Annotated in this window: 19 protein-coding genes; 8 read left to right on the plus strand and 11 right to left on the minus strand. The window is 66.2% G+C overall.

Going from position 1 to position 20,579, the window contains the following annotated elements:
• Positions 1 to 55: 55 nt before the first annotated feature.
• The 3 genes from ABGX75_RS04165 (at position 56) to ABGX75_RS04175 (ending at position 3,015) form a co-directional block, all read left to right on the plus strand.
• The gene (locus tag ABGX75_RS04165; RefSeq protein WP_035414490.1) at positions 56 to 1,069 is read left to right on the plus strand and encodes a GlxA family transcriptional regulator; all 1,014 of its coding nucleotides are present in this window, start codon (positions 56 to 58) and stop codon (positions 1,067 to 1,069) included.
• Between the two features lie 205 nt (positions 1,070 to 1,274).
• Positions 1,275 to 2,219: an ectoine hydroxylase gene (gene thpD / locus ABGX75_RS04170; RefSeq protein WP_035414491.1), complete on the plus strand. Its 945-nt coding sequence runs from the start codon at positions 1,275 to 1,277 to the stop codon at positions 2,217 to 2,219.
• Positions 2,220 to 2,337: 118 nt separating this feature from the next.
• Positions 2,338 to 3,015, plus strand: coding sequence for a fumarylacetoacetate hydrolase family protein (locus ABGX75_RS04175; protein ID WP_110061534.1), 678 nt, complete (start codon positions 2,338 to 2,340; stop codon positions 3,013 to 3,015).
• A gap of 8 nt (positions 3,016 to 3,023) precedes the next feature.
• Here the strand turns inward: ABGX75_RS04175 and speA are convergent, their stop codons facing one another.
• The 4 genes from speA to ABGX75_RS04195 all read right to left on the minus strand — a co-directional run bounded on the left by speA (position 3,024) and on the right by ABGX75_RS04195 (position 6,785).
• On the minus strand, positions 3,024 to 4,925 hold the full coding sequence (gene speA / locus ABGX75_RS04180; protein WP_035414492.1) for a biosynthetic arginine decarboxylase: 1,902 nt from the start codon (positions 4,923 to 4,925) through the stop codon (positions 3,024 to 3,026).
• Between the two features lie 93 nt (positions 4,926 to 5,018).
• Positions 5,019 to 5,354 (minus strand): hypothetical protein, encoded by a 336-nt coding sequence (locus tag ABGX75_RS04185; RefSeq protein ID WP_011505853.1) that lies wholly within the window; start codon positions 5,352 to 5,354, stop codon positions 5,019 to 5,021.
• A gap of 93 nt (positions 5,355 to 5,447) precedes the next feature.
• On the minus strand, positions 5,448 to 6,413 hold the full coding sequence (locus ABGX75_RS04190; protein ID WP_011505854.1) for a homoserine kinase: 966 nt from the start codon (positions 6,411 to 6,413) through the stop codon (positions 5,448 to 5,450).
• A 99-nt stretch (positions 6,414 to 6,512) separates the two neighbouring features.
• On the minus strand, positions 6,513 to 6,785 hold the full coding sequence (locus tag ABGX75_RS04195; protein WP_035414493.1) for a DUF2782 domain-containing protein: 273 nt from the start codon (positions 6,783 to 6,785) through the stop codon (positions 6,513 to 6,515).
• Positions 6,786 to 6,965: 180 nt separating this feature from the next.
• Here ABGX75_RS04195 and polA point away from each other — a divergent pair, with 180 nt between their 5' ends.
• Positions 6,966 to 9,737, plus strand: a complete 2,772-nt coding sequence (gene polA, locus ABGX75_RS04200) for a DNA polymerase I (protein ID WP_043558922.1) — start codon at positions 6,966 to 6,968, stop codon at positions 9,735 to 9,737.
• A gap of 54 nt (positions 9,738 to 9,791) precedes the next feature.
• Here polA and ABGX75_RS04205 read toward each other — a convergent pair whose 3' ends face one another.
• On the minus strand, positions 9,792 to 10,817 hold the full coding sequence (locus ABGX75_RS04205) for a Fe(3+) ABC transporter substrate-binding protein (protein ID WP_347410598.1): 1,026 nt from the start codon (positions 10,815 to 10,817) through the stop codon (positions 9,792 to 9,794).
• A gap of 187 nt (positions 10,818 to 11,004) precedes the next feature.
• Here ABGX75_RS04205 and ABGX75_RS04210 point away from each other — a divergent pair, with 187 nt between their 5' ends.
• On the plus strand, positions 11,005 to 12,126 hold the full coding sequence (locus tag ABGX75_RS04210; RefSeq protein WP_347410599.1) for an ABC transporter ATP-binding protein: 1,122 nt from the start codon (positions 11,005 to 11,007) through the stop codon (positions 12,124 to 12,126).
• Here ABGX75_RS04210 and ABGX75_RS04215 read toward each other — a convergent pair.
• Entirely contained in the window at positions 12,100 to 13,803 is a 1,704-nt protein-coding gene (locus tag ABGX75_RS04215; protein WP_011505859.1) for an iron ABC transporter permease, read from the minus strand. The genes ABGX75_RS04210 and ABGX75_RS04215 overlap by 27 nt on opposite strands.
• Before the next feature lie 194 nt (positions 13,804 to 13,997).
• On the opposite strand from ABGX75_RS04215, the gene ABGX75_RS04220 reads away from it, so the two are divergent.
• Positions 13,998 to 15,050 carry an HlyD family secretion protein gene (locus ABGX75_RS04220; protein ID WP_035414495.1) on the plus strand — a complete coding sequence of 351 codons (1,053 nt, stop codon included), beginning with the start codon at positions 13,998 to 14,000 and terminating at the stop codon, positions 15,048 to 15,050.
• Position 15,051: 1 nt separating this feature from the next.
• Positions 15,052 to 16,602: a DHA2 family efflux MFS transporter permease subunit gene (locus ABGX75_RS04225; RefSeq protein WP_052046759.1), complete on the plus strand. Its 1,551-nt coding sequence runs from the start codon at positions 15,052 to 15,054 to the stop codon at positions 16,600 to 16,602.
• A 28-nt stretch (positions 16,603 to 16,630) separates the two neighbouring features.
• On the opposite strand, the gene ABGX75_RS04230 is transcribed toward ABGX75_RS04225, so the two are convergent.
• Positions 16,631 to 16,867 carry a SlyX family protein gene (locus tag ABGX75_RS04230; protein ID WP_011505862.1) on the minus strand — a complete coding sequence of 79 codons (237 nt, stop codon included), beginning with the start codon at positions 16,865 to 16,867 and terminating at the stop codon, positions 16,631 to 16,633.
• Positions 16,868 to 17,055: 188 nt separating this feature from the next.
• Here ABGX75_RS04230 and ABGX75_RS04235 point away from each other — a divergent pair, with 188 nt between their 5' ends.
• Positions 17,056 to 17,523: a cold shock domain-containing protein gene (locus ABGX75_RS04235; protein WP_011505863.1), complete on the plus strand. Its 468-nt coding sequence runs from the start codon at positions 17,056 to 17,058 to the stop codon at positions 17,521 to 17,523.
• 71 nt (positions 17,524 to 17,594) lie between these two features.
• Here the strand turns inward: ABGX75_RS04235 and ABGX75_RS04240 are convergent, their stop codons facing one another.
• Genes ABGX75_RS04240 through ABGX75_RS04255 form a run of 4 tightly spaced genes read right to left on the minus strand, consistent with a single transcriptional unit; the run spans position 17,595 to position 20,562 of the window.
• A complete protein-coding gene (locus ABGX75_RS04240; RefSeq protein WP_011505864.1) occupies positions 17,595 to 17,984 on the minus strand; it encodes a hypothetical protein in 390 nt (129 codons plus the stop codon).
• A gap of 8 nt (positions 17,985 to 17,992) precedes the next feature.
• On the minus strand, positions 17,993 to 19,153 hold the full coding sequence (dapE, locus tag ABGX75_RS04245; RefSeq protein ID WP_347410600.1) for a succinyl-diaminopimelate desuccinylase: 1,161 nt from the start codon (positions 19,151 to 19,153) through the stop codon (positions 17,993 to 17,995).
• Positions 19,140 to 20,165, minus strand: coding sequence for a 2,3,4,5-tetrahydropyridine-2,6-dicarboxylate N-succinyltransferase (gene dapD, locus ABGX75_RS04250; RefSeq protein WP_035414498.1), 1,026 nt, complete (start codon positions 20,163 to 20,165; stop codon positions 19,140 to 19,142). The genes dapE and dapD overlap by 14 nt, the downstream gene beginning before the upstream one ends.
• A gap of 58 nt (positions 20,166 to 20,223) precedes the next feature.
• Complete coding sequence (locus ABGX75_RS04255; RefSeq protein WP_035414499.1) at positions 20,224 to 20,562, minus strand: ArsC family reductase; 339 nt, start codon at positions 20,560 to 20,562, stop codon at positions 20,224 to 20,226.
• Positions 20,563 to 20,579: the final 17 nt, after the last annotated feature.

Raw genomic sequence — 20,579 nt, forward strand, 5'->3', positions numbered from 1 at the left:
CGGGTTGCAGGCAGGGTATTTGTACTAAATCGTCATTTAATAGATGATTTTCGCCATGAGTGAGCTCTCGACCACCGACTGGCCCTATCCACGTCCCGAGCAACCACCGGTCCCTCGGCCCGGAGAAGCGGCGCATACCGTGGATGTCTGGGTCGTGCCCAATTTCTCGATGCTGACATTGTTCTGCCTGCTCGAACCGCTGCGCGTGGCCAATCGGTTCGGGCGCACGCTCTTCGCATGGCGGCTATTGTCGGCGGACGGCGAGGCGGTGGTGGCCAGCAACGGGGTGCGCATCGAGGTGGACGGCCCCCTGGATGCGCATTGCCACGGCGAGCTGCTGATGGTGATCTCGTCCTATCAGCCGGAAGTCAGCGTGACCAGCGCCGAGCGCGCGGTGCTGCGCCACGTCGCGGCCCATGGCGGGCGTGTCGGCGGTCTTGATACGGCGCCTTTCATTCTGGCGCGGGCAGGGCTGCTCGATCACCATCGCGTGGCACTGCACTGGGAGAGCGTGCCGGCGTTCCGGGCGGAGTTTCCCCACATCGCCGTCAGCGAGGCGCGCTTCGAGTTCGCCGGACAGCGCCTGACCGGCTCGGGCGGGGCGGCAGGCATCGACATGATGCTGCAATGGATCGAACACGATTACGGGCCGGCGCTGGCCAATGCCGTGGGACGTCAGCTGGTGCACCAGCGCGTCTCCGAAGAAGAGGCCTGGAAGGCCGGCGCCGCGCGTACCCTGGAGGACTTGCCGCGTAGCGTGGTGCGGGCGCTGGCGGTGATGGAGGCTCACCTCGACCAGGTACTGCCGATGCCCGAGATCTGCCGCCTGGCGGGACAGTCGCAGCGTCAGCTGACGCGCCTCTTCGTGGCACATTTCGGAGAAACCCCCAAGCAGTGCTACCTGGGCATGCGCCTGGACTATGCGCGGCGCCTGCTCGCCGATAGCCGCTGCCGTGTCACCGAGGCCGCGCTGAGCAGCGGCTTCGTGCATCTGGCCCACTTCTCGCGCGCCTACCAGGCCCGCTTCGGCGAGCGCCCGAGCGTGACGGCCGAGCGCGGTACCGTGTGACCCTTGGCGGTGCCCCGAGCCGGGAAGGGCGCCGATCGATATAACCAGGAGTTTTCACGTAGCCCTTGTTTCTCCTCTTGCAAGTTATGTCGGGTTGGCTAGGATATTTCTCCGTCTCACCAACTCAGGAATGAAGACGACCGACAGACTGCCTTCTTTCGATGGGCGAGGACTGAACCTGATCACAAACCCAGGAGGTGATTGGATGTCAGTGCAAAGCGCATTTCGACATGAAGACGTGACATTCGGCAACGCGTTCGATGCGTACCCCACCCGCCTGAGCGATGCCACTGGTTCGCTTTGGCAAGACCGCAAGGATGCCGTGGTCAAGGGGCGCGCCGAGGATGGACCGCTGAGTCGCGACCAGCTGGCGCGTTTCGAGCGCGACGGCTTTTTGTTCGAACCCCATTTTCTGGCCGACGACGAGGTCGGTGAATTGCGCCGCGAGCTTGCCGCGCTGCTGGAGCGCGACGATTTCCGCGGCCGCGATTTCAGCATCACCGAGCCCGACAGCCAGGAGATCCGGTCGCTGTTTGCCGTGCACTTTCTCTCCGAGAGGTTCCGGCGCCTGGCCGAGGATCCGCGCCTGACCGGGCGGGCCCGCCAGATCGTGGGCGGTGACGTCTACGTGCACCAGTCGCGGATCAACTACAAGCCCGGTTTCCATGGCAAGGGGTTCAACTGGCACTCGGACTTCGAGACCTGGCACGCCGAAGACGGCATGCCGGAGATGCATGCGGTCAGTGCCTCCATCGTGTTGACCGACAATCATCACTACAACGGCCCGCTGATGCTGATCCCCGGGTCGCACAAGGTATTCGTGCATTGCCTCGGCGAGACGCCGGAGGATCATCACAAGCAGTCGCTGAAGAGCCAGGAGTTCGGCGTGCCCAGCCACGAGGCACTGCGACGCTTGATCGACGCCAACGGCATCGAGGCCCCGACGGGGGCGGCCGGCGGGCTACTGTTGTTCGACTGCAATACACTGCATGGCTCCAATGCCAACATGTCGCCCGATCCGCGCAGCAATGCCTTCTTCGTCTACAACCGGCGCGACAACGCCTGTCACGCGCCGTACGGGGCCAAGCGGCCGCGGCCGTCCTTCCTGGCGCACGCGCCGGATGAGGTCTGGACACCGGACACGCATTGACGCCATGCCATGACAGGCGATCAAGAGGCCTCCCCGGAGGTCGCAGTGTGAAGCGCCGGCGGTCGCGTTAGACTCGAGTCTTCGCGCCACGGCGCTTTTTGATTGCCAAGGAGTCTGCATGTCCATCCCGGCCCAACCGTTCGTGACTCGCCTGGCCGATGGCGGTGTCTTTCCCCATATGCTGGGCAAGATCGTCTGCGTGGGGCGCAACTACGCCGAGCACGCCCGCGAACTCGACAACCCGGTGCCCAGCGCGCCGCTGCTATTCATCAAGCCTGCCACCAGCGCGGTGCCCATGGCACATGACATCGCTGAGCCATTCACGCGTGGCGAGGTGCATTTCGAGACGGAGCTGGCGCTGCTGATCGGCAAGCGTCTGAGCGGGGCGAGTGCCGAAGCCGCGCAGCAAGCGGTCGCGGGCCTCGGGCTGGCGCTGGACCTGACGCTGCGCGACGTGCAGTCGCAATTGAAGGAACAGGGGCACCCCTGGGAAATCGCCAAGGCCTTCGACGGGGCCTGTCCGCTGTCACCGTTCGTGGCGTTGCACGAGGTGCCCGACTGGGCGGCATTGCGCTTCACGCTGGATATCGACGGCGAGCGCCGTCAGACCGGCGAGACGCGTGACATGCTGTTCGCGATCCCCGAGTTGCTGGCCGAGATGTCGCGCCACTTCACGTTGCAGCCCGGCGATGTCGTGCTCACCGGGACGCCGGCCGGTGTGGGCCCCTTGCCGCGCAACGCGCGCTTGTCGCTGCAGGCCTCGTTCGGGCTGGAGGTCTCCACCCGAACGCGGTGACCGGCGAGTCACTCCAGGTAGGTATAACCTTCCAGGCCGGCGGCCAGATCGTGCATGAACTCGTCGCGCTGGGTGTCGCTCAAGGCGCTGTCCTGAAGCTGTCGGGAGAGACGCTGGCGCAGCTCATCGGCATCGAAGTTCACGTAGCCCAGTACATCGGCGACGGTGTCGCCATGCTGGCGGTGACTGAGCCGCCAGTGGCCGTCGGCGTCCAGCGTGGCGTCCACGGCGTCGGTATCGCCGAACAGGTTGTGCAGGTCGCCGAGGATTTCCTGGTAGGCGCCGACCAGGAACAGCCCCAGCAGCTTGTCCTCGTCGTCCTGCCACTCGGGGAGCGGCAATGTCGCTTCCAGCCCCTGGCCGTCGACGTAGCAATCGATGCGGCCGTCGCTGTCGCAGGTGATGTCCTGAATCACGCCACGCCGTGTGGGCGGACGGTCGAGGCCGGTGAGCGGCAGTACCGGAAATACCTGGTCGATGCCCCAGACGTCGGGTACCGACTGGAACAGCGAGAAGTTGACGAAGAGCTTGTCGGCGAGCTTCTCGGCCAGTTCGTCGGCGATCTCGCGGTGCGCGCGGTTGCGCGGGTCGAGCCGGCCGCGCAGCCGTTGGCAGGCAGCGACATACACGGCTTCACCTTCGGCGCGCGCCTCGAGGCTCGCCAGCCCCAGCACGAAACGGTCCTGCAGTTCGCCGATGGCCTGCACCACGTCATGATAGGCCTCGGCGAGGCCGCGCGGCTCCTGCGCGGTATCCAGCTTGGCATAGACGCGCCATAACTCGTCGAGCTCGGCGTCGCCTTCCAGACGGCGCTCGGGGGGCGTGTCGCTGAGACGCTCCTCGCCGATGACGTTGGTGATCAGCACTGCGTGGTGCGCGGTCAATGCACGTCCCGATTCGGAGATCAGGTGCGGGTGCGGGAGGTTCTCGGCATCGCAGATCTGGCGGAAGGCCCAGACCACGTTGCTGGCATATTCGTGCATCGAGTAGTTGATCGAGCAGAAGCTGCGCGACCGGGTGCCTTCGTAGTCGACGCCCAGTCCGCCACCGACATCGACGGTGTCCACCGGGGCGCCCAGGGCGCGCAGGCTCTGGTAGAACCGGGCGCATTCGCGCAGGCCGCGCTGGATATCGCGGATGTTGGCGATCTGCGAACCGAGATGGAAGTGCACCAGCTGCAGGCTGGCAAGCGCGCCGGCGTCGTCCAGCCGCTCGACCACGTCGAGGATCTGGCTGGCGGTGAGTCCGAACTTGGATTTCTCGCCGCCGGTGTTCTGCCACTTGCCCTTGCCCACCGAGGACAGGCGGGCGCGCAGTCCGATGCGCGGCGTCACGTCGAGCCGCCGGGCCTCCTCGAGGATCAGGGTGAGCTCGGAGTGTTTTTCGACCACCAGGTAGACGCGGTGGCCGAGCTTCTCGCCCATCAGCGCCAGGCGCACGTATTCGCGATCCTTGTAGCCGTTGCAGACGATCAGCGAGGGGCCGTCGCCGGAAAGCGCGAGTACCGCGAGCAGTTCCGGCTTGCTGCCGGCCTCGAGCCCGACGCGGCCATGGCCGCGTGCCTGGGTGGCGAGGATTTCCTCGACCACGCGACGCTGCTGGTTGACCTTGATGGGATACACGGCGGTGTAGCCGCCATGATAAGCCTCGTCGTGCATGGCGCTGTCGAAGGCGCCGCACAGCCGTTCGACCCGGTCATGCAGGATGTCGGTGAAACGCACCAGCACCGGCAGGCGCAGGCCGGCGCGACGCAATTCCTCGACCAGGGCATTGAGCGGCAGGGCGGGGCCGCCGCGCTCGTCGCCGCGAGGGCACACGACGGCATGGCCGGCATCGTCGACATCGAAGTAGCCGCTGCCCCACTGATCGATGTTGTAGGTGCGGCGGGCCTGAACGGCGGGCGAGGTCATGGCGCACTCCTGGGCGGGCCGGCGCGGCCCGGTGAACGAACGGGCTGGCATTATGCCGCCCGCGTGCGGGGCTGCAAAGAGGCGCCGGCGTGCTCAGTGAAGGAGAAACAGCACCACCAGAGTGGCGGCGCTGGCCATGCCGAGGGTTGCCAGCGTCTCGCCGTTCAAGGCGTCGGCCCATGGCCTTCCGCCGCAGGATTCGGAAGCCGGGAGCGTCTCGCCGTCGCCGGGACGGCAGGCACGCCCCAGCAAGCCCGTGCCCAGGGCAAAGATGACGAGCAGGGCGATCACGGGACCCTGCGACATCAAGGCCAGGCTGGCGAACGCCAGGGCCAGCGAGGCACCCGCCCGGCGCATGCCGTGCAGAAGGCTCGACATGCCGTTGCGGGCGGGCGAGACAGCGGTGAGGCGGCGGATGAAGGTCGACATAAGGAGGCTCCCTCGGTGGGCGTGGCGGCGTGCCCCGCCTTCGATGACGCCTCTACCTTATGCCGGGTTTCTTAAAGAATGCTTACGCTGGCGTCATGTCGACGACACCGGCGCCGGCAGAGGCGGTGCGCCATGCGCGAGCCGGGTCAGCAGGAGACGACGATACTCGCCGGGATCCTTGGGCGTCAGGTCGTGCGCGGGCGGATCGACATAGACCACCAGCAGTCGCGACAGCCAGTATCGCAGTGCCGTCATGCGCAGCATCATCGGCCACAGCTCGCGCTCGGTCGCGGTCAGCGGGCGGCGAGCCTGGTAGGCCGCGAGCAGGGCCGTGTAGCGTTCCCGGTCGAGGTGACCGTCCGCGTCGCTGGCCCAGTCGTTGACGACGATGGCGAGGTCGAAGAGCAGATCGCCCGTGCAGCCGTTGTAGAAATCGATGATGCCGCCCAGCCGGTCGCCGTCGAAAAGGGTGTTGTCGCGAAACAGGTCGCCATGGATCGCGCCCTGGGGGAGCGGCGAGGCATCGCCGAACGCGACCTGGTAGGCGTCGATCTCGTCGCCCATCAGGCGCTGGTCGTCCGCGGCGAGATAGCTCATGACCTTGTGCTGCGCGCTGGCCAGCCAGTGCAGGTCCCGGGGATTGGGACGCTGGCCCTCGAAACGCTGGGACACCTTGTGCATGCGCCCCAGAGCGTCGCCGAGGGCATGACACTGGGCGAGCGTGGGCGCTTCGGGGTGTCGCCCGGGCAGGCGTGGAAACAGCAGGGCCGGGCGTTCGGCGAGTTGCTGCAGGGCAACGCCGTCACGGTCGTGAACGGGCCCCGGTACGGGCAGGCGGTGCTCGGCGAGATAGTCGAGCAGCGCCACGAAGAAGGGCAGCTCGTCGCTTTCCCCTTGTTCGAAGAGCGTGAGCACGAAGCGGTCGCGGTCGGTGGTGACGAAGAAGGTGGAGTTCTCCGTGCCGCTGGGAACGCCTTCCAGCGCGCGTAACGCGCCCACGTCGAAGCGCTCGAGAAAGCTCGCGACCTGCGTCTCGGTCAAAGGAGTGAATACGGCCATGTGTCTCTCGCCCGGGTTGCCAAGCGCGCTATTGTAGCGGCTTGGCGCAGGCAGTCCTACCGCCGGGTTTCGGGGCCATCGTGTGGCGCGGCCGGGCGCTCAGTCCCCCGTGACCCAATCGGGGACCTCGAGGTCGGCGCTGTCGCTGTGCTCGAAGTTGCCGTCGCCGTCGTCGTCCACCAGGTAGTAGGCACTACCGTCGCGAGGCATGATCTCGATGGCATAGAGTTTGCCGTTGACGCGGTATTCCTTGATGGTGCGCGCGTCGTCCTGGCGCACGGTGATCTCGGGTTGCTGCGCGACGACCGGGGGCGCGATGACCCCGAGGCAAAGGCCCAATATCAGCGGGGGCAGTATTCGTGAGCGCTGCATGTCGATCTCCTCGGCGGGTGGGGGAGCGCGTGGTGCGCCCCGATTGGCCCATGAGGTCGGGATGAGGGAATTATCCCACAATCCGTCGGGTGCGCCCATGTGAAAGCGGGTTTCGCCTGACGCTGCGCAACGCCTTGCGTATCATGGTGGCATCGCGAATTTCCAATGGATGCTGATGTCATGGCCAATACGCCCCCCATCGTTCTCGTCGACGGCTCGTCGTATCTGTATCGGGCTTTTCATGCCTTGCCGCCGCTGACCACGTCCAAGGGGAACCCCACCGGGGCGGTGAAGGGCGTGCTCAACATGCTCAAGAGCCTGATCAAGCAGTATCCACAAAGTCCCATGGCGGTGGTCTTCGATGCCAAGGGCAAGACCTTCCGCGACGACATCTACGCCGAGTACAAGGCGCACCGTCCGCCGATGCCCGACGATCTGCGCCCGCAGGTCGAGCCCCTGCACGACTGCATTCGCGCGCTGGGCCTGCCGCTGTTGTGCATCGAGGGCGTCGAGGCCGACGACGTGATCGGCACCCTGGCACGCCAGGCCACCGAGGCGGGGCGCGACGCGGTGATTTCCACCGGTGACAAGGACATGGCGCAGCTCGTCAATGCCCACATCACGCTGGTCAACACCATGAAGGGCGAGACGCTCGACGTGGCCGGCGTCGAGGAAAAATTCGGCATTCCGCCGTCGCTGGTCATCGACTTCCTGGCCCTGATGGGCGACAAGGTCGACAACATCCCCGGCGTGCCCGGCGTCGGCGAGAAGACGGCGCTCGGCCTGCTGCAAGGCATGCAGGGCGGGCTGGACACCATCTACGCCGATCTCGAGCGTGTCACCACGCTGTCGTTTCGCGGCGCCAAGACGATGCCCAAGAAGCTCGAGGCCAACCGTGAGCAGGCCTTCCTGTCGTATCAACTGGCCACCATCAAGACCGATTGCGAGCTGCCGGTGGGGCTCGATGACCTGGATATCGCGCACCCCGACCGCGAGGCGCTCAAGACGCTGTACACCGAGCTGGAATTCAAGAACTGGCTGAACGAGCTGCTCGAGGGGCGCGACGAGGGCGTCGACGATGTCGGTTCGGGCGATGCGGTGGATGCCGCGCAGGGGCCCGTGGCGAGTACTGCCGAGGCGACGTCGCGCACGGATCACGTCATCGTCACCCGCGAGGCCTTCGATGCTTGGCTTGCGCGCCTGGGCGAGGCGGACATCTTCTGCTTCGACCTGGAAACCACCAGCCTCAATTACATGGAGGCCGATATCGTGGGAATCGGCCTGTCGCTGGACGCCGGCGAAGCGGCCTACATCCCGGTGGCGCACCGCTATCTCGACGCTCCCGAGCAGCTCGACCGCGCGTCGGTGCTCGCCGCGCTCAAGCCGCTCTGGGAAGACCCCGCCAAGGCCAAGATCGGCCAGAACCTCAAGTACGACATTTCCGTCCTGGCACGCTACGACATCGAGGTCGCGGGACGGCTCGAGGACACCATGCTGGCATCCTACGTGCTCAATGCCACGGCGACGCGGCACGACATGGACTCGCTGGCGCTCAAGTACCTCGGCGAGAAGACCATTTCCTTCGAGGAGATCGCCGGCAAGGGGGCCAAGCAGTTGACCTTCGACCAGATTGCACTGGAGCAGGCTGCCCCCTACGCCTGCGAGGACGTCGACATCACCTTGCGGCTGCACCGGGAACTGCGCCCGCGCGTGGATGGCGAGGGCCGGCTGGCGGCGGTGCTGGACGACATCGAACTGCCCCTGGTGCCGGTGCTCTCGCGCATGGAGCGCAACGGCGTGGCACTGGATGCCGAGCGCCTGCACGCGCAGAGCCGCGAGCTGGAGAAGCGCCTGCGGGAACTGGAAACCCGCGCCTATGAGCTGGCCGGACGCGAGTTCAATCTCGGCTCGCCCAAGCAGCTCGGCGAGATTCTCTTCGATGAGCTCAAGATCCCGGTGATCAAGAAGACGCCCAAGGGCGCGCCCAGCACCGCCGAGGCGGTGCTCGAGGAACTGGCGCTGGATTACCCCTTGCCCAAGGTGATCATCGAGCATCGCGGCTTCGCCAAGCTGAAGTCGACCTACACCGACAAGCTGCCGCAACTGGTCAATGCCACCACGCGGCGGCTGCATACCAGCTATCACCAGGCCGTGACGGCCACCGGGCGCCTGTCGTCGTCCGACCCCAACCTGCAGAACATTCCCATCCGTACCGAAGAAGGCCGCAAGATCCGCCAGGCCTTCGTCGCGCGCCCCGGCTACCGCATCGTCGCTGCCGACTATTCGCAGATCGAGCTGCGCATCATGGCGCATCTTTCCGGCGACAAGGGACTGCTCGATGCCTTCGCCGAAGGACGCGACATCCATACCGCCACCGCGGCGGAAGTGTTCGGCGTGGCGCTCGACGCCGTCAGCGGCGAGCAACGGCGCAGCGCCAAGGCCATCAACTTCGGTCTGATCTACGGCATGAGCGCCTGGGGACTGGGGCGCCAGCTGCACATCGAGCGCAATCAGGCGCAGACCTACATCGATCGCTACTTCGATCGTTACCCCGGCGTGGCGCGCTTCATGGAACGCATTCGTGCCCAGGCCGCCGACGACGGTTACGTCGAGACGGTCTTCGGACGTCGCCTCTATCTGCCCGAGATCAATGCCCAGAACCGGACCCGGCGTCAGGCTGCCGAGCGCACCGCCATCAATGCGCCGATGCAGGGGACCGCCGCCGATATCATCAAGCTGGCGATGATCGATGTCGACCGCTGGTTACGCGAAGGCGACTTCGACGCCTGGATGGTGATGCAGGTTCACGACGAACTGGTCTTCGAGGTCAAGGAGGCGCAGGTCGATGCCTTCACCGACGCCGTTCGCCAGCGCATGGAAGGCGCCGCCAAGCTCGACGTGCCGCTGACCGTCGAAGCCAACGCCGGTGACAACTGGGACGAAGCGCATTGAGAGCGGGCCCACGGCGATGCCGGGGCCCGGTGGTGGCAGGTCGCGGCGCGGGGCTCAACGCCAGCCGACGCGATCGAAGATGCGGATGGCCTCGGGGTTGTGTTCGCCCAGGGCGTTGATGTTGAGGGCGTCTCGCTTGAAGTCGCCCCATGTCGCGAGAGTGCCGTCGACCTCGACGCCGTCGACGACGGGGAACTCGTGATTGCCGGCGGCGAACAGGCGCTGGGCCTCGTCGGAAGCGAGGAACTCCAGGAAGCGGATGGCGTTGTCCCGATTGGGAGCATCCGCCACCACGCCGGCGCCGCCGACGTTGACGTGGGCGCCGCGTCCGTCCTGGTTGGGCAGCAGGATCTCGACGCTTTCGGCGGCCTCACGGTCACTGGCGTCATCGGACTCGAGCAAGCGCACGTAATAGTAGTGATTGGCGACGGCGATATCGCACTCGCCGCTGGCCACGCCGCGAATCTGATCGGTATCGCCGCCCTCGGGATCGCGCGCCATGTTGTCGACGACGCCCTGGGCCCAGGCCTCGGCGTCGTCCATGCCGTGGTGGGCGATCATCGAGGCGAGCAGGGACTGGTTGTAGATGTTGTTCGACGAGCGAATGCAGATATCGCCCTCGAAACGCGGGTCGGCGAGATCTTCGTAGCGTTTGAGGTTCGCCGGATCGACATCGTCGGGATCGTAGAAGATCGCTCGCACGCGCTGGCTGAAGCCGAACCACTTGCCTTCCGGATGACGCATGGCGTTGGGCAGTCGCTCGTTCAGCACATCGGACTCGATGCCCTGGAAAACGCCTGCCTGCTCGGCGCGCCACAGGCGGCCGGCGTCGACGGTCAGCATGATGTCCGCGGGGCTGGCGGCGCCTTCGCGACGGATCCGCTCGATTAGCTGGTCCGAATCCCCTTCGAGTATGTTGACGTCGATGCCGGTTTTCTCGGTAAAGGCGTCGTAGAGAGCCTGGTCGGAATCGTAATGGCGCGCGGAGTAGATGTTGACCTCTTCGGCCAGGGCGTCCCCGGCGAAGATGGCGCCGGCGAGCAGTGCGGTGGCCGGTAAGGCGAGTGGGCGTTGCGGCATGCGATATCCCCTTGTGGTATGATTAGTAATGATAATAAGTCGTATTAGCGAGTGTATTGAAGCCCAATCGGATGGCGGCGTCAATTCACAGTGTTTAATCATCGTTTAACGACAGGCGGTGACCGGTTGCGTCAGGCCCATGTGGCTGCCGATCGCCTCATCGCTTGACGTCCTTGGGCCCTTGACCATGAATCAACCGTTCAATGCCTCCCGCACATGCACTGCCGCGTCGGTTTCTCCTCGTCTGGACGTGCGCCGGCTGCACCATCGTTATGCCGAGCATGTCGCCGTGGAAGAGGTCAGTCTCGAGGTGATGCCGGGTGAAGTGGTGTGCCTGCTGGGGCCGTCGGGCTGCGGCAAGACAACGGTGCTGCGCCTCGTGGCCGGTCTCGAACGTTTGCAGCATGGCGAACTCTACCTGGGAGGCGAGGCGCTCAGCACGGTCGGTGGCCGTCATGTGCCTCCCGAGAAGCGCAGCGTCGGCCTGGCGTTTCAGGAAGCGGCGCTGTTTCCTCACCTCAGTGTGCTGGACAACGTCGCCTTCGGCCTGGATGGCCTGCCGGCGTCACAGCGGCGCGCCCGCGCCCGCCACTGGCTCGATCAGCTGGGCATGGCGGCCCGCGCCGAAAGCTATCCGCACCAGTTGTCGGGCGGACAGCAGCAGCGCGTGGCCCTGGCCCGCGCCCTGGCGCCGTCGCCGCAGCTGATGCTGCTGGACGAGCCATTCTCCAGTCTCGATGCGCGCCTGCGCGAACAGATTCGCGACGATACCCTGCATGCGCTCAAGCAGGGAGAAGCCGGGACGCTGCTGGTGACGCACGACCCCGAGGAGGCGATGTTCATGGCGGATCGCATCGCCCTGATGCGCGAGGGGCGCGTGGTGCAGTGGGGGACGCCCTATCAGTTGTACTGCCAGCCGCAGGACCCTTTCGTGGTGACGTTTTTCGGTGCCGTCAACGAGTGGTCAGGCGACGTCCGCAACGGTGCCGTGGCGACACCGGCGGGTGCGGTGGCGGCGCCGACGCTTGCCGAGGGCGCGCGGGCACGCGTGATGATTCGCCCGGAGGCGATCCGTGTGACGCCGTTCGCTCACGCCGCCAGCGCGGTGGAGACGTCTGCGCCCCGGCAGGCCCGCGTGGTCATGGCCAAGCTCCTGGGACGCAGCAGCCTGCTGCACCTGGCCGCAGCCGATGGCGGGGGTGGCGAGGTGCATCTGCACGCCCAGGTGCCTGGCGTTTTCCTGCCGGATGTCGGCACGTCGCTGGCCTTGGAGCTGGATGCTTCACAGTGCTTCGCGTTTCCCGCCTGAGGCCCCGGGGCGCGCGTGGCGAATTGCTCGACTGAGCAGGATGACGGGAATGACGCCGACCAGGACGATGGCCAACGATGACGAGGCGGCCTCCGCCAGGCGCTCGTCGGCGGCCAGGTTGTGCGCGCGTACCGCCAGGGTGTCGAAATCGAAGGGGCGCAGGATCACCGTCGCGGGCAATTCCTTCATGACATCGACGAAGACCAGCAGCAGGGCCGCCCACAGGCTGCCTCTCATGAGCGGGGTATGAACGCGCCGGAGGGTGCCGCCGGCGGTCTGGCCCAGCGTGCGGGACGCCGCATCCATGCCGGGGGTGACCTTGGCCAGGCTCGCTTCCACGGTATTGAACGATACCGCCAGAAAGCGCACGACATAGGCATATATCAAGACGAAGGCCGTCCCGCTCAGTATCAGACCGGTCTCAATGCCGAGCTGCCCGTTCAACCAGGCATAGAGGTGGCGGTCGACCCAGGTGAGAGGGATCAGAATCCCCACCGCGACGACCGAGCCGGGCACGGCATAGCCCATGGCGGCGATGCGCGTGGCCGTCCGGGTGGTGCGGCCGGGATGCAGGCGCACGCCATAGCTGAGCACGAGCGCGAGGCCCACGGCGACCAGTGCCGCGAGGGCCGCGAGCATGAGGCTGTTGCCGGCGTAGTCCAGGAACCGAGCGCCGAGAACGTCATCGCCCGTCTCCAGGGCGAGGTCGGCGAGAATGACGCCGGGCAGCACGAAGCCGATGCCGATGGGCAAGGCACAGGCGAGGCAGGCGCCCCAGGCATGCCAGCCGCGGAGGGTGAACTCCGGCAATTGGCGATAGCGGCCGGTAGTGTGGAAGTATCGACGGCGGCCGCGCGAGAGGCGTTCCAGGGCGACCACGATGATCACGAAGGCCAGCAGGCAGGCGGCCAGTTGCGCGGCGGCGACGGGTTCGCCCATGCCGAACCAGGTGCGATAGATCCCCGTGGTGAAGGTGTCCACGCCGAAGTACTGCACCGCGCCGAACTCGTTGAGCGTTTCCATCAATACCAGGGAGACGCCGCCGATGATCGCCGGTCGCGCCAGTGGCACGGCGACCGTCGTGAACAGTCGCCAGGGGCCACGCCCCAGCGTGCGTCCCACATCCAGCACGCAGGCCGACTGTTCGAGGAATGCCGCGCGGGTGAGCAGGTAGACGTAGGGATAGAGCACCAGGGTGATCAGCAGCGTGGCGCCGCCCAGCGAGCGGATATTGGGAAAGACGTAGTCCCCGTGGCCCCAGCCGAAGAGCGCGCGCAGTTCGCCTTGCAGGGGGCCGGCGTACTGCAGGAAGTCGGTATAGGCGTAGGCGATGACGTAAGTGGGCACGGCCAGGGGCAACAGCAGCGCCCACTCGAAGACGCGGCGGCCTGGAAAGCGGCACATGGCGATCAGCCAGGCGGTACCGGTCCCGATGACGGTCGTGCCGATGCCGACGCCCAGCGCCAGCCAGAGGGTGTTGGTGAGGTACCCGGTGAGCACGGTATCCGCGAGATGCGCCCAGATCGCCCGCGAGGGAATCAGCACGTGCACCAGGACCGTGATGACCGGCAGGGCCACGCTCAGCGCAACGCCGAGCGTCACCAGGGTCCAGGGGTCGACATGCCGACGGTGTCGGGAACGGAAGAAGAAGGCCGGTCGGCTACCGAAGAGTGGCATGTCACGTTCCTTTGGCGGGCGGCGATGAGATGCGGGTGAGACTCGCTGACAACCGCGAATGCTATCATCTTCTCTGCATGGCGACATCGCCCAGCGGGTGCGGAGGTGTCGTTTCGTCGGCGTGTCCTCAAGCGTCGTCGGGGCAAATTAGTGTATCCTACTCGCCCCTGTAGTCCGCCCGGTGAACGCGAGTTATGAAAATCAAGAAGCGACTTTATACGGCGCTGGCACTGGTCGTGTTGGTGGTGCTGGCATTGGTGTGGGGCGTGCACTGGTGGCAGACGGGCCGTTTCTTCGAAGAGACCGACAACGCCTACGTGCACGCCGACAGCGTGGCGGTGCGCGCCGAAGTCACGGGGCGCGTGGCCGAGGTGGCGGTCGCCGACAACCAGCGGGTCGCAGCCGGCGATATCCTGGTGAAGCTCGATCCCAGCGATGCCAAGTCACAGCTGGCCCAGGCGCAGGCGTCACTGGCCGTGGCCCAGGCCAATGCCGTGAGTGCCGCGCGTCAGGTCGAGCAGCAGCAGGCGGCGATCGAGGAGGCCCAGGCCCGGGTGACGTCGGCACAGGCCGATGTCGAGCAGGCACGTCTTCATCTCGAGCGCTCGCAACGCTTGGCGGAAAAGAACTACGCCTCACAGCAGGAATATCAGGACGACCAGGCGGCGTTGCAGGTCGCGGAGGCGACGCTGGCGGCGCGACGCGCCACGCTGGCATCGTCGCGCAAGCAGCTCGATGTGCTGAACGCCGAGCGCGACAGTGCCGAGGCCAACATCGAAGCCGCCCGTGCGGACCTGGACAACGCGCGCCACCAGCTCGACAAGACGCGTCTGAGGGCACCGGTGGCGGGCGTGATCGGCAACAAGACGGTCGAGGTGGGAACACTGGCGCAGCCGTCGCTGACGTTGATGCACCTGGTTCCCATCCGCTCGGCGTATGTCGTCGCCAACTACAAGGAAACCCAGACGGCGCGGATGCGGCCGGGACAGCCGGTCTCGCTGCATGTCGATGCATATCCCGATATCGCCTTCGAGGGCGTCGTCGACAGCCTGGCGCCGGCCACGGGCTCGCGTTTCAGTCTGCTGCCGAATGACAACGCCACCGGCAACTTCAACAAGATCGTGCAGCGGGTGCCGGTGCGCATCCGTGTGACGGGGCCGGAAGAAGCCCTGGGACGCCTGCGCGACGGCCTCTCGGTGGTGCCAACGGTGGATACGCGCGACCTCGACCCCGAGGACGACGCCTGACATGGCGGAGGCGGTGACCGATACGGCGTCAGGGCCCCGGGAGGCACCTTCGCGGCGCACGCAACTGGGCTTCGTGGCCGCCGTGTTCGGCATGTTCATGGCGATTCTGGACATCCAGATCGTCGCCAGTTCCCTCAACGAGATCCAGGCCGGGGTCTCGGCCAGCGCCGACGAGATCTCCTGGGTCCAGACATCGTATCTGATCGCCGAGATCATCATGATCCCGCTGTCGGGGATGCTGACACGGATCCTTTCCACCCGGGTGGCGTTCGTGGTCTCGTGCCTGGGCTTTACCCTGGCAAGCCTGGGCTGTGCCATGGCCAACTCCATCGAGTCGCTGATCGTGCTGCGCGCGATTCAGGGCTTCATGGGCGGAGCGATGATCCCCATTGCCTATGCCATCAGCTTCAGTGTCTTCCCGCGGCGCATGATGGGCTCGGTGCAGGCCGTGATGGGGCTGGTGGCGACCCTGGCACCGTCGGTGGGCCCGACCGTGGGCGGTTACATCACCGAGTTCGCGAGCTGGCACTGGCTGTTCCTGGCCAACGCGGTGCCCGGCGTTCTGGTGTCGCTGGCGGTATGGCGGTTGCTGGACATCGATCGTCCCGATCGGCGTGCCCTGCGGCATCTGGACCTCATCGGGCTGGCCCTGCTGGCGCTCTTCCTGGGCACGCTTGAGTTTTCGCTCGAAGAAGGCCCCGGTGACGACTGGTTCGCCAGTCGCACGATCCTCATCGCTGCCTTCGTCTGCGCGCTCGCGTCGCTGGGGTTCTTCTGGCGGACCCTGCGCCACCGCCATCCGATCGTCGATTTGCGCGCCTTCGCCAACCTCAACTTCGCCGTGGGGGCGTGGCTGGGGTTCGTGGTAGGCATCGGGCTCTATGGCCTGGTCTATCTGCTGCCGTTGTTCCTGGGCAATGTGCGAGGCTATTCGGCGCTGCAGATCGGTGAGGTCATGATCGTGACCGGGGTGGCGATGTTCCTGACCGCTCCCCTGGTGGGGCGCGCTTCCGACAAGGTCGACCTGCGGGTGCTGCTGTTGCTGGGCATGACGCTGACCGGCATCGGCACCATCATGAATGCCAACCTGACCGCCGAGGCCGGGTTCGACGCGTTCTTCTGGCCGCAGGTGGTGCGCGGCGTGGGCCTGGTGATGTGCCTGATTCCCACCTCGCGTATCGCCTTCGGCACCTTGCCGCCGAGCGAGGTCGGCAACGCCAGCGGCCTGTTCAACGTGATGCGCAACCTGGGCGGCGCGGTGGGGCTGGCGCTGCTGGACACGATCCGCGACTGGCGCGAGGACTACCACTGGAACCAGTTGATTCCCGCCATCGACAGCGGTCGCGAGGTGGTCAATGCCACCCAGGCGCAATATCAGCAGCTGCTGGCCGCCACCGGCGACCCGCAGACCGCCTCCCTCGGCATGCTGTCGCGGACCCTGCTCGAGCAGGCCATGGTCATGGCCTACAACGATATTTTCCTGTGGCTGGGCATGCTGTATCTACTGGTGGCGCCGTTGATCCTGCTGTTGAAACGTCCCGCTCACGCCTGACGGCGCGGCATGCCGCGGTGACCGGCGGCTAGTAATGGGGCGGGATCTCGTCGTGTGGGGCCGGTGCGCTGTCGTCGCCCAGCGTCTCGACGTTCTGGCGCAGGTCGCGCAGACGTTCGCGGAGCAGGGCGTTGGTGCGCTCGAGGTGCGCCACCCGCCGGTCCTGCGCGGTCAATGCCCGGTCCAGCGTATCCAGCCAATCTTCCTGATAGGCCAGACGTGTCTCGAGGGCATCGAGGCGGTCGCGCGTGGCCTCGTCGGTCATGCTAGAATCTTTCGACGGTGTGTCACCGTTCATTTATGACACCTTATGCAATGTGTTCGAAAACGACGTTGTGTTCGAAAATATCGTGTTCAATGGCGTGGCGCATTCGCTACGCACTCCATGTCGGCTCCACGAGCGCCCCGGCGCTCAGGAGCGTTTCCGTCGGACAACAAGAGATATCGAGGTCCATGAATCGTAAGATATTCCTACGTTGCAGTCTCATCAGTGTCCTGTTGGCCATTCCATCCCCACTGTTGATCGCCCTTTTCGTGACGCTGACCGGTAGCGTGCTGGAGTTTTCCCTGCTGCTCGAAGCCGATGGTCTCGCCATCGCCTACAGCGCCACGGCGCTGGCCGTCTTCGCGCTGCTGCTGCTGGGGACCCTGTGCACGCAGATGCTCGCGCCGCAATCGACGCAGTTGGCGCACCTGGCGGAGCTGGAAAACGACGATCGCGAGATCGGCGAGGTGAAATGGTTCAACGTCAACAAGGGCTACGGTTTCATCACGCGTGATAGCGGCGAAGATGTGTTCGTGCATTTTCGTGCCATTCGCGGCAAGGGGCATCGCACCCTAGCGGAAGGCCAGAAGGTTCGCTATCACGTCGTCGAGAACGAACGCGGCCTGCAGGCCGATGACGTGACCGTGATTTCCTGAGCGGACACTTTTCTTACCTGCCCTGACGACGCCCCGCCTTGCCCAGGCGGGGCGTCTTGCGTTGCGGCGCCTTATTGGCCCTGATCCGGCCAGTGGATGGCGCCTTCCTCGCCATCCGCGCGTACCTGCCAGAAGCGGTCCGGCTCATCGCCGGGCTGCCAGCCGCCCAGCGAACAGCGTACCTCGCAGCCCAGTGTCCGAGCGGCGGCACGGGCGCAATCCACGTCGCGCGGCCAGGGCGTATGCGGGCTGTCGAACCACAGGCTGGCAAAGCCATCGGCGGCGTTTTCCACCAGCAGGATGGGGATCTCGCTGGCCGCATGACGGGCACGGGCCCGCCACTGATGCTTGCCGCGCTTGACCAGCGGGGACGGTGCCTCGAGGTGCTCGTCGAGCCACTGCTGAATGGCCTCGATGTCGGTCTTGGCCAGATAGATCTCGATATCGGGATAGCGCTCCACGGCGGACCTCAGGTGAACAAGCGTTGCATGATGGTCGCATAGAGACGGCTCAGCGTCTCCAGGTCGGCGGCGCGTATTCGTTCATCGACCTTGTGGATCGTGGCGTTGACCGGGCCGAGCTCGATCACCTGGGCGCCCAGCGTGGCGATGAAACGCCCGTCCGAGGTGCCGCCGCCGGTCGACAGCTGGGGCCGGTAGCCCAGCACGTCCTCTACGCTGGCGACGGTGGCGTCAATCAGCGCGCCCTCGGCGGTGAGGAACGGTTCGCCATTGAGCGTCCAGTCGATCGTGTAGTCGAGCGCGAAGCGGTCCAGTATCTCGGTAGTGCGCGCCTTCAGGGCCTCGGCGGTGACCTCCGTCGAGAAACGGAAGTTGAATACCGCCTCCAGCTGCCCGGGAATGACGTTGCTGGCCCCGGTGCCGGCCTGGAGGTTGGAGATCTGGAAACTGGTCGCGGGAAAGAAGGCGTTGCCGGCGTCCCACTGGGCCTCGGCCAGGGCCGCCAGGGCCGGGGCTGCCTCGTGGACGGGATTGCGTGCCAGGTGGGGATAGGCGACATGGCCCTGTACGCCCTTGACGCGCAGGATACCGCCGAGCGAGCCCCGGCGGCCGTTCTTGAGGGTATCGCCCAGGCGCTCGCTGGACGAGGGCTCGCCGACGATGCAGTAATCGGGCGCGACCCCTTTTTCACGCAGGTGCTCGACCACCGCGCGGGTGCCGTGAACGGCGGGCCCTTCCTCGTCGGCGGTGATCAGAAAGCCCAGGCGGCCGTGGTGGTCCGGATGCGCCTCGATGAAGGTCTCCACGGCGGTGACCATCGCCGCCAGGCTGCCTTTCATGTCCGCCGCGCCGCGCCCGCACAACATGCCATCGGCATCGATGCGCGGCGTGAAGGGCGGATACTGCCAGTCGCTTTCAGGGCCGGTGGGCACCACGTCGGTGTGGCCGGCGAAGACCAGCAGGGGGCCCGTCTCCCCCCGCGTGGCCCAGAAGTTGTCCACTTCGCCGATGCGCAGGCGCTCGACCTGGAAGCCCAGGCGTTCCAGGCGCTCGATCATCAGTGCCTGGCAACCGGCGTCGTTCGGCGTCACCGAGTGGCGCCGAAGCAAGTCGAAGGCCAGCGCCAGCGTCGCCGATGCCGGTGTGGTGCCAGCCTCAGTTGTGGGCATGCAGCGCCTCGTTGAGCGCGACGGCGCTCTTGTTGGTCAGGCATTCGATGCGCCCGTTCTGCGAATTGCGGCGCAGCAGCAGGTCACTCTGGCCGGCCAGGTCGCGGCCGCTGACGGTCTGCACCAGCTCGCCCTTGTCGTCGAGGACGGCGATCTTGGCGCCGGCGGTGACGTAGAGGCCGGCTTCGACGGTGCAGCGATCACCCAGCGGAATGCCGATGCCGGCGTTGGCGCCGATCAGGCAGCCTTCGCCGACCTTGATGACGATGTTGCCGCCGCCGGAGAGGGTGCCCATGGTCGAGCAGCCGCCGCCCAGGTCGGACCCCTTGCCGATCGTCACGCCCGCGGAAATGCGCCCTTCGACCATGCCCGGTCCTTCGGTCCCGGCGTTGAAGTTGCAGAAGCCCTCGTGCATGACCGTGGTGCCTTCGCCGAGGTAAGCCCCCAGGCGGACACGTGCGGTATCGCCGATGCGCACGCCCTTGGGTACCACGTAATCGGCCATCTTGGGGAACTTGTCGACGCAGTCGACCGTGAGCGGGCGGCCTTCGAGGCGTGCCTTGAGACGCCGGGCGGCGAGTTCGTCGATGTCGATGGGACCTTCATTGGTCCAGGCGATGTTCTTGAGCAGGCCGAACATGCCATCGAGCTTGACGCCATGCGGCTTGACCAGGCGATGCGAGAGCAGGTGCAGCTTGAGGTAGACCTCGGGCACGCTGGCCGGGGCGCTGTCCTCGTCGAGGAAGACCGCGACGAGCGGGCGCTGGGCGGCGGCGAAGGCCTCGGCCAGTTCGGCCTGCTCGGTAGCGCCTGCCTGGTGCAGTGCCGAGGACAGGGCCTGGCAGTGTTCGGGCAGGAAGCTGACCGCGGCGTTGCCCGCCGGCGCCGCGAGTGCCTCGCGTGCCGCCGCGACAAGGGCGTCGTCGGGATTCAGCAGGGGCGTCGGGTAGTAGACGTCCAGCCACTCGCCTTGGGTGTTCTGGTGGCCGATTCCGAGAGCGAAGCTCAGCATGGGGAAATCCTCGAGATGTCAGAGTGTCGTCAGTAATGCATGGGCGGGTCGACGGTGCCTAGAGCGCGCGGTACGCCTCGGCCTGAAAGCCCACCAGCAAGCGGTCGGGGGTTTCCAGCACGGGACGCTTGAGCAATGTCGGATGCGCCAGCAGCAGGGCTCGGGCGCTTGCGGCGTCGAGATCGCGCTTGTCGGCCTCGTCCAGCCCCCGCCAGGTCGTGCTGCGAGTGTTGAGCAGCGTTTTCCAGTCGCTGCGTGCGAGGAAGGCATCGAGACGCTCGGCGTCGAGACCGTCCTCGCGCAGATCGTGATAGCGATAGGCGGTGCCCTGCGCGTCGAGCGCACGACGCGCCTTGCGGCAGCTGTCGCAGGTCTTGATGCCGTAGAGCGTGATCATGACGGTTCCCCGTTGAT

The sequence above is a fragment of the Chromohalobacter sp. genome (assembly GCF_039830575.1).
GTDB classification, from domain to species: Bacteria; Pseudomonadota; Gammaproteobacteria; order Pseudomonadales; family Halomonadaceae; genus Chromohalobacter; species Chromohalobacter israelensis.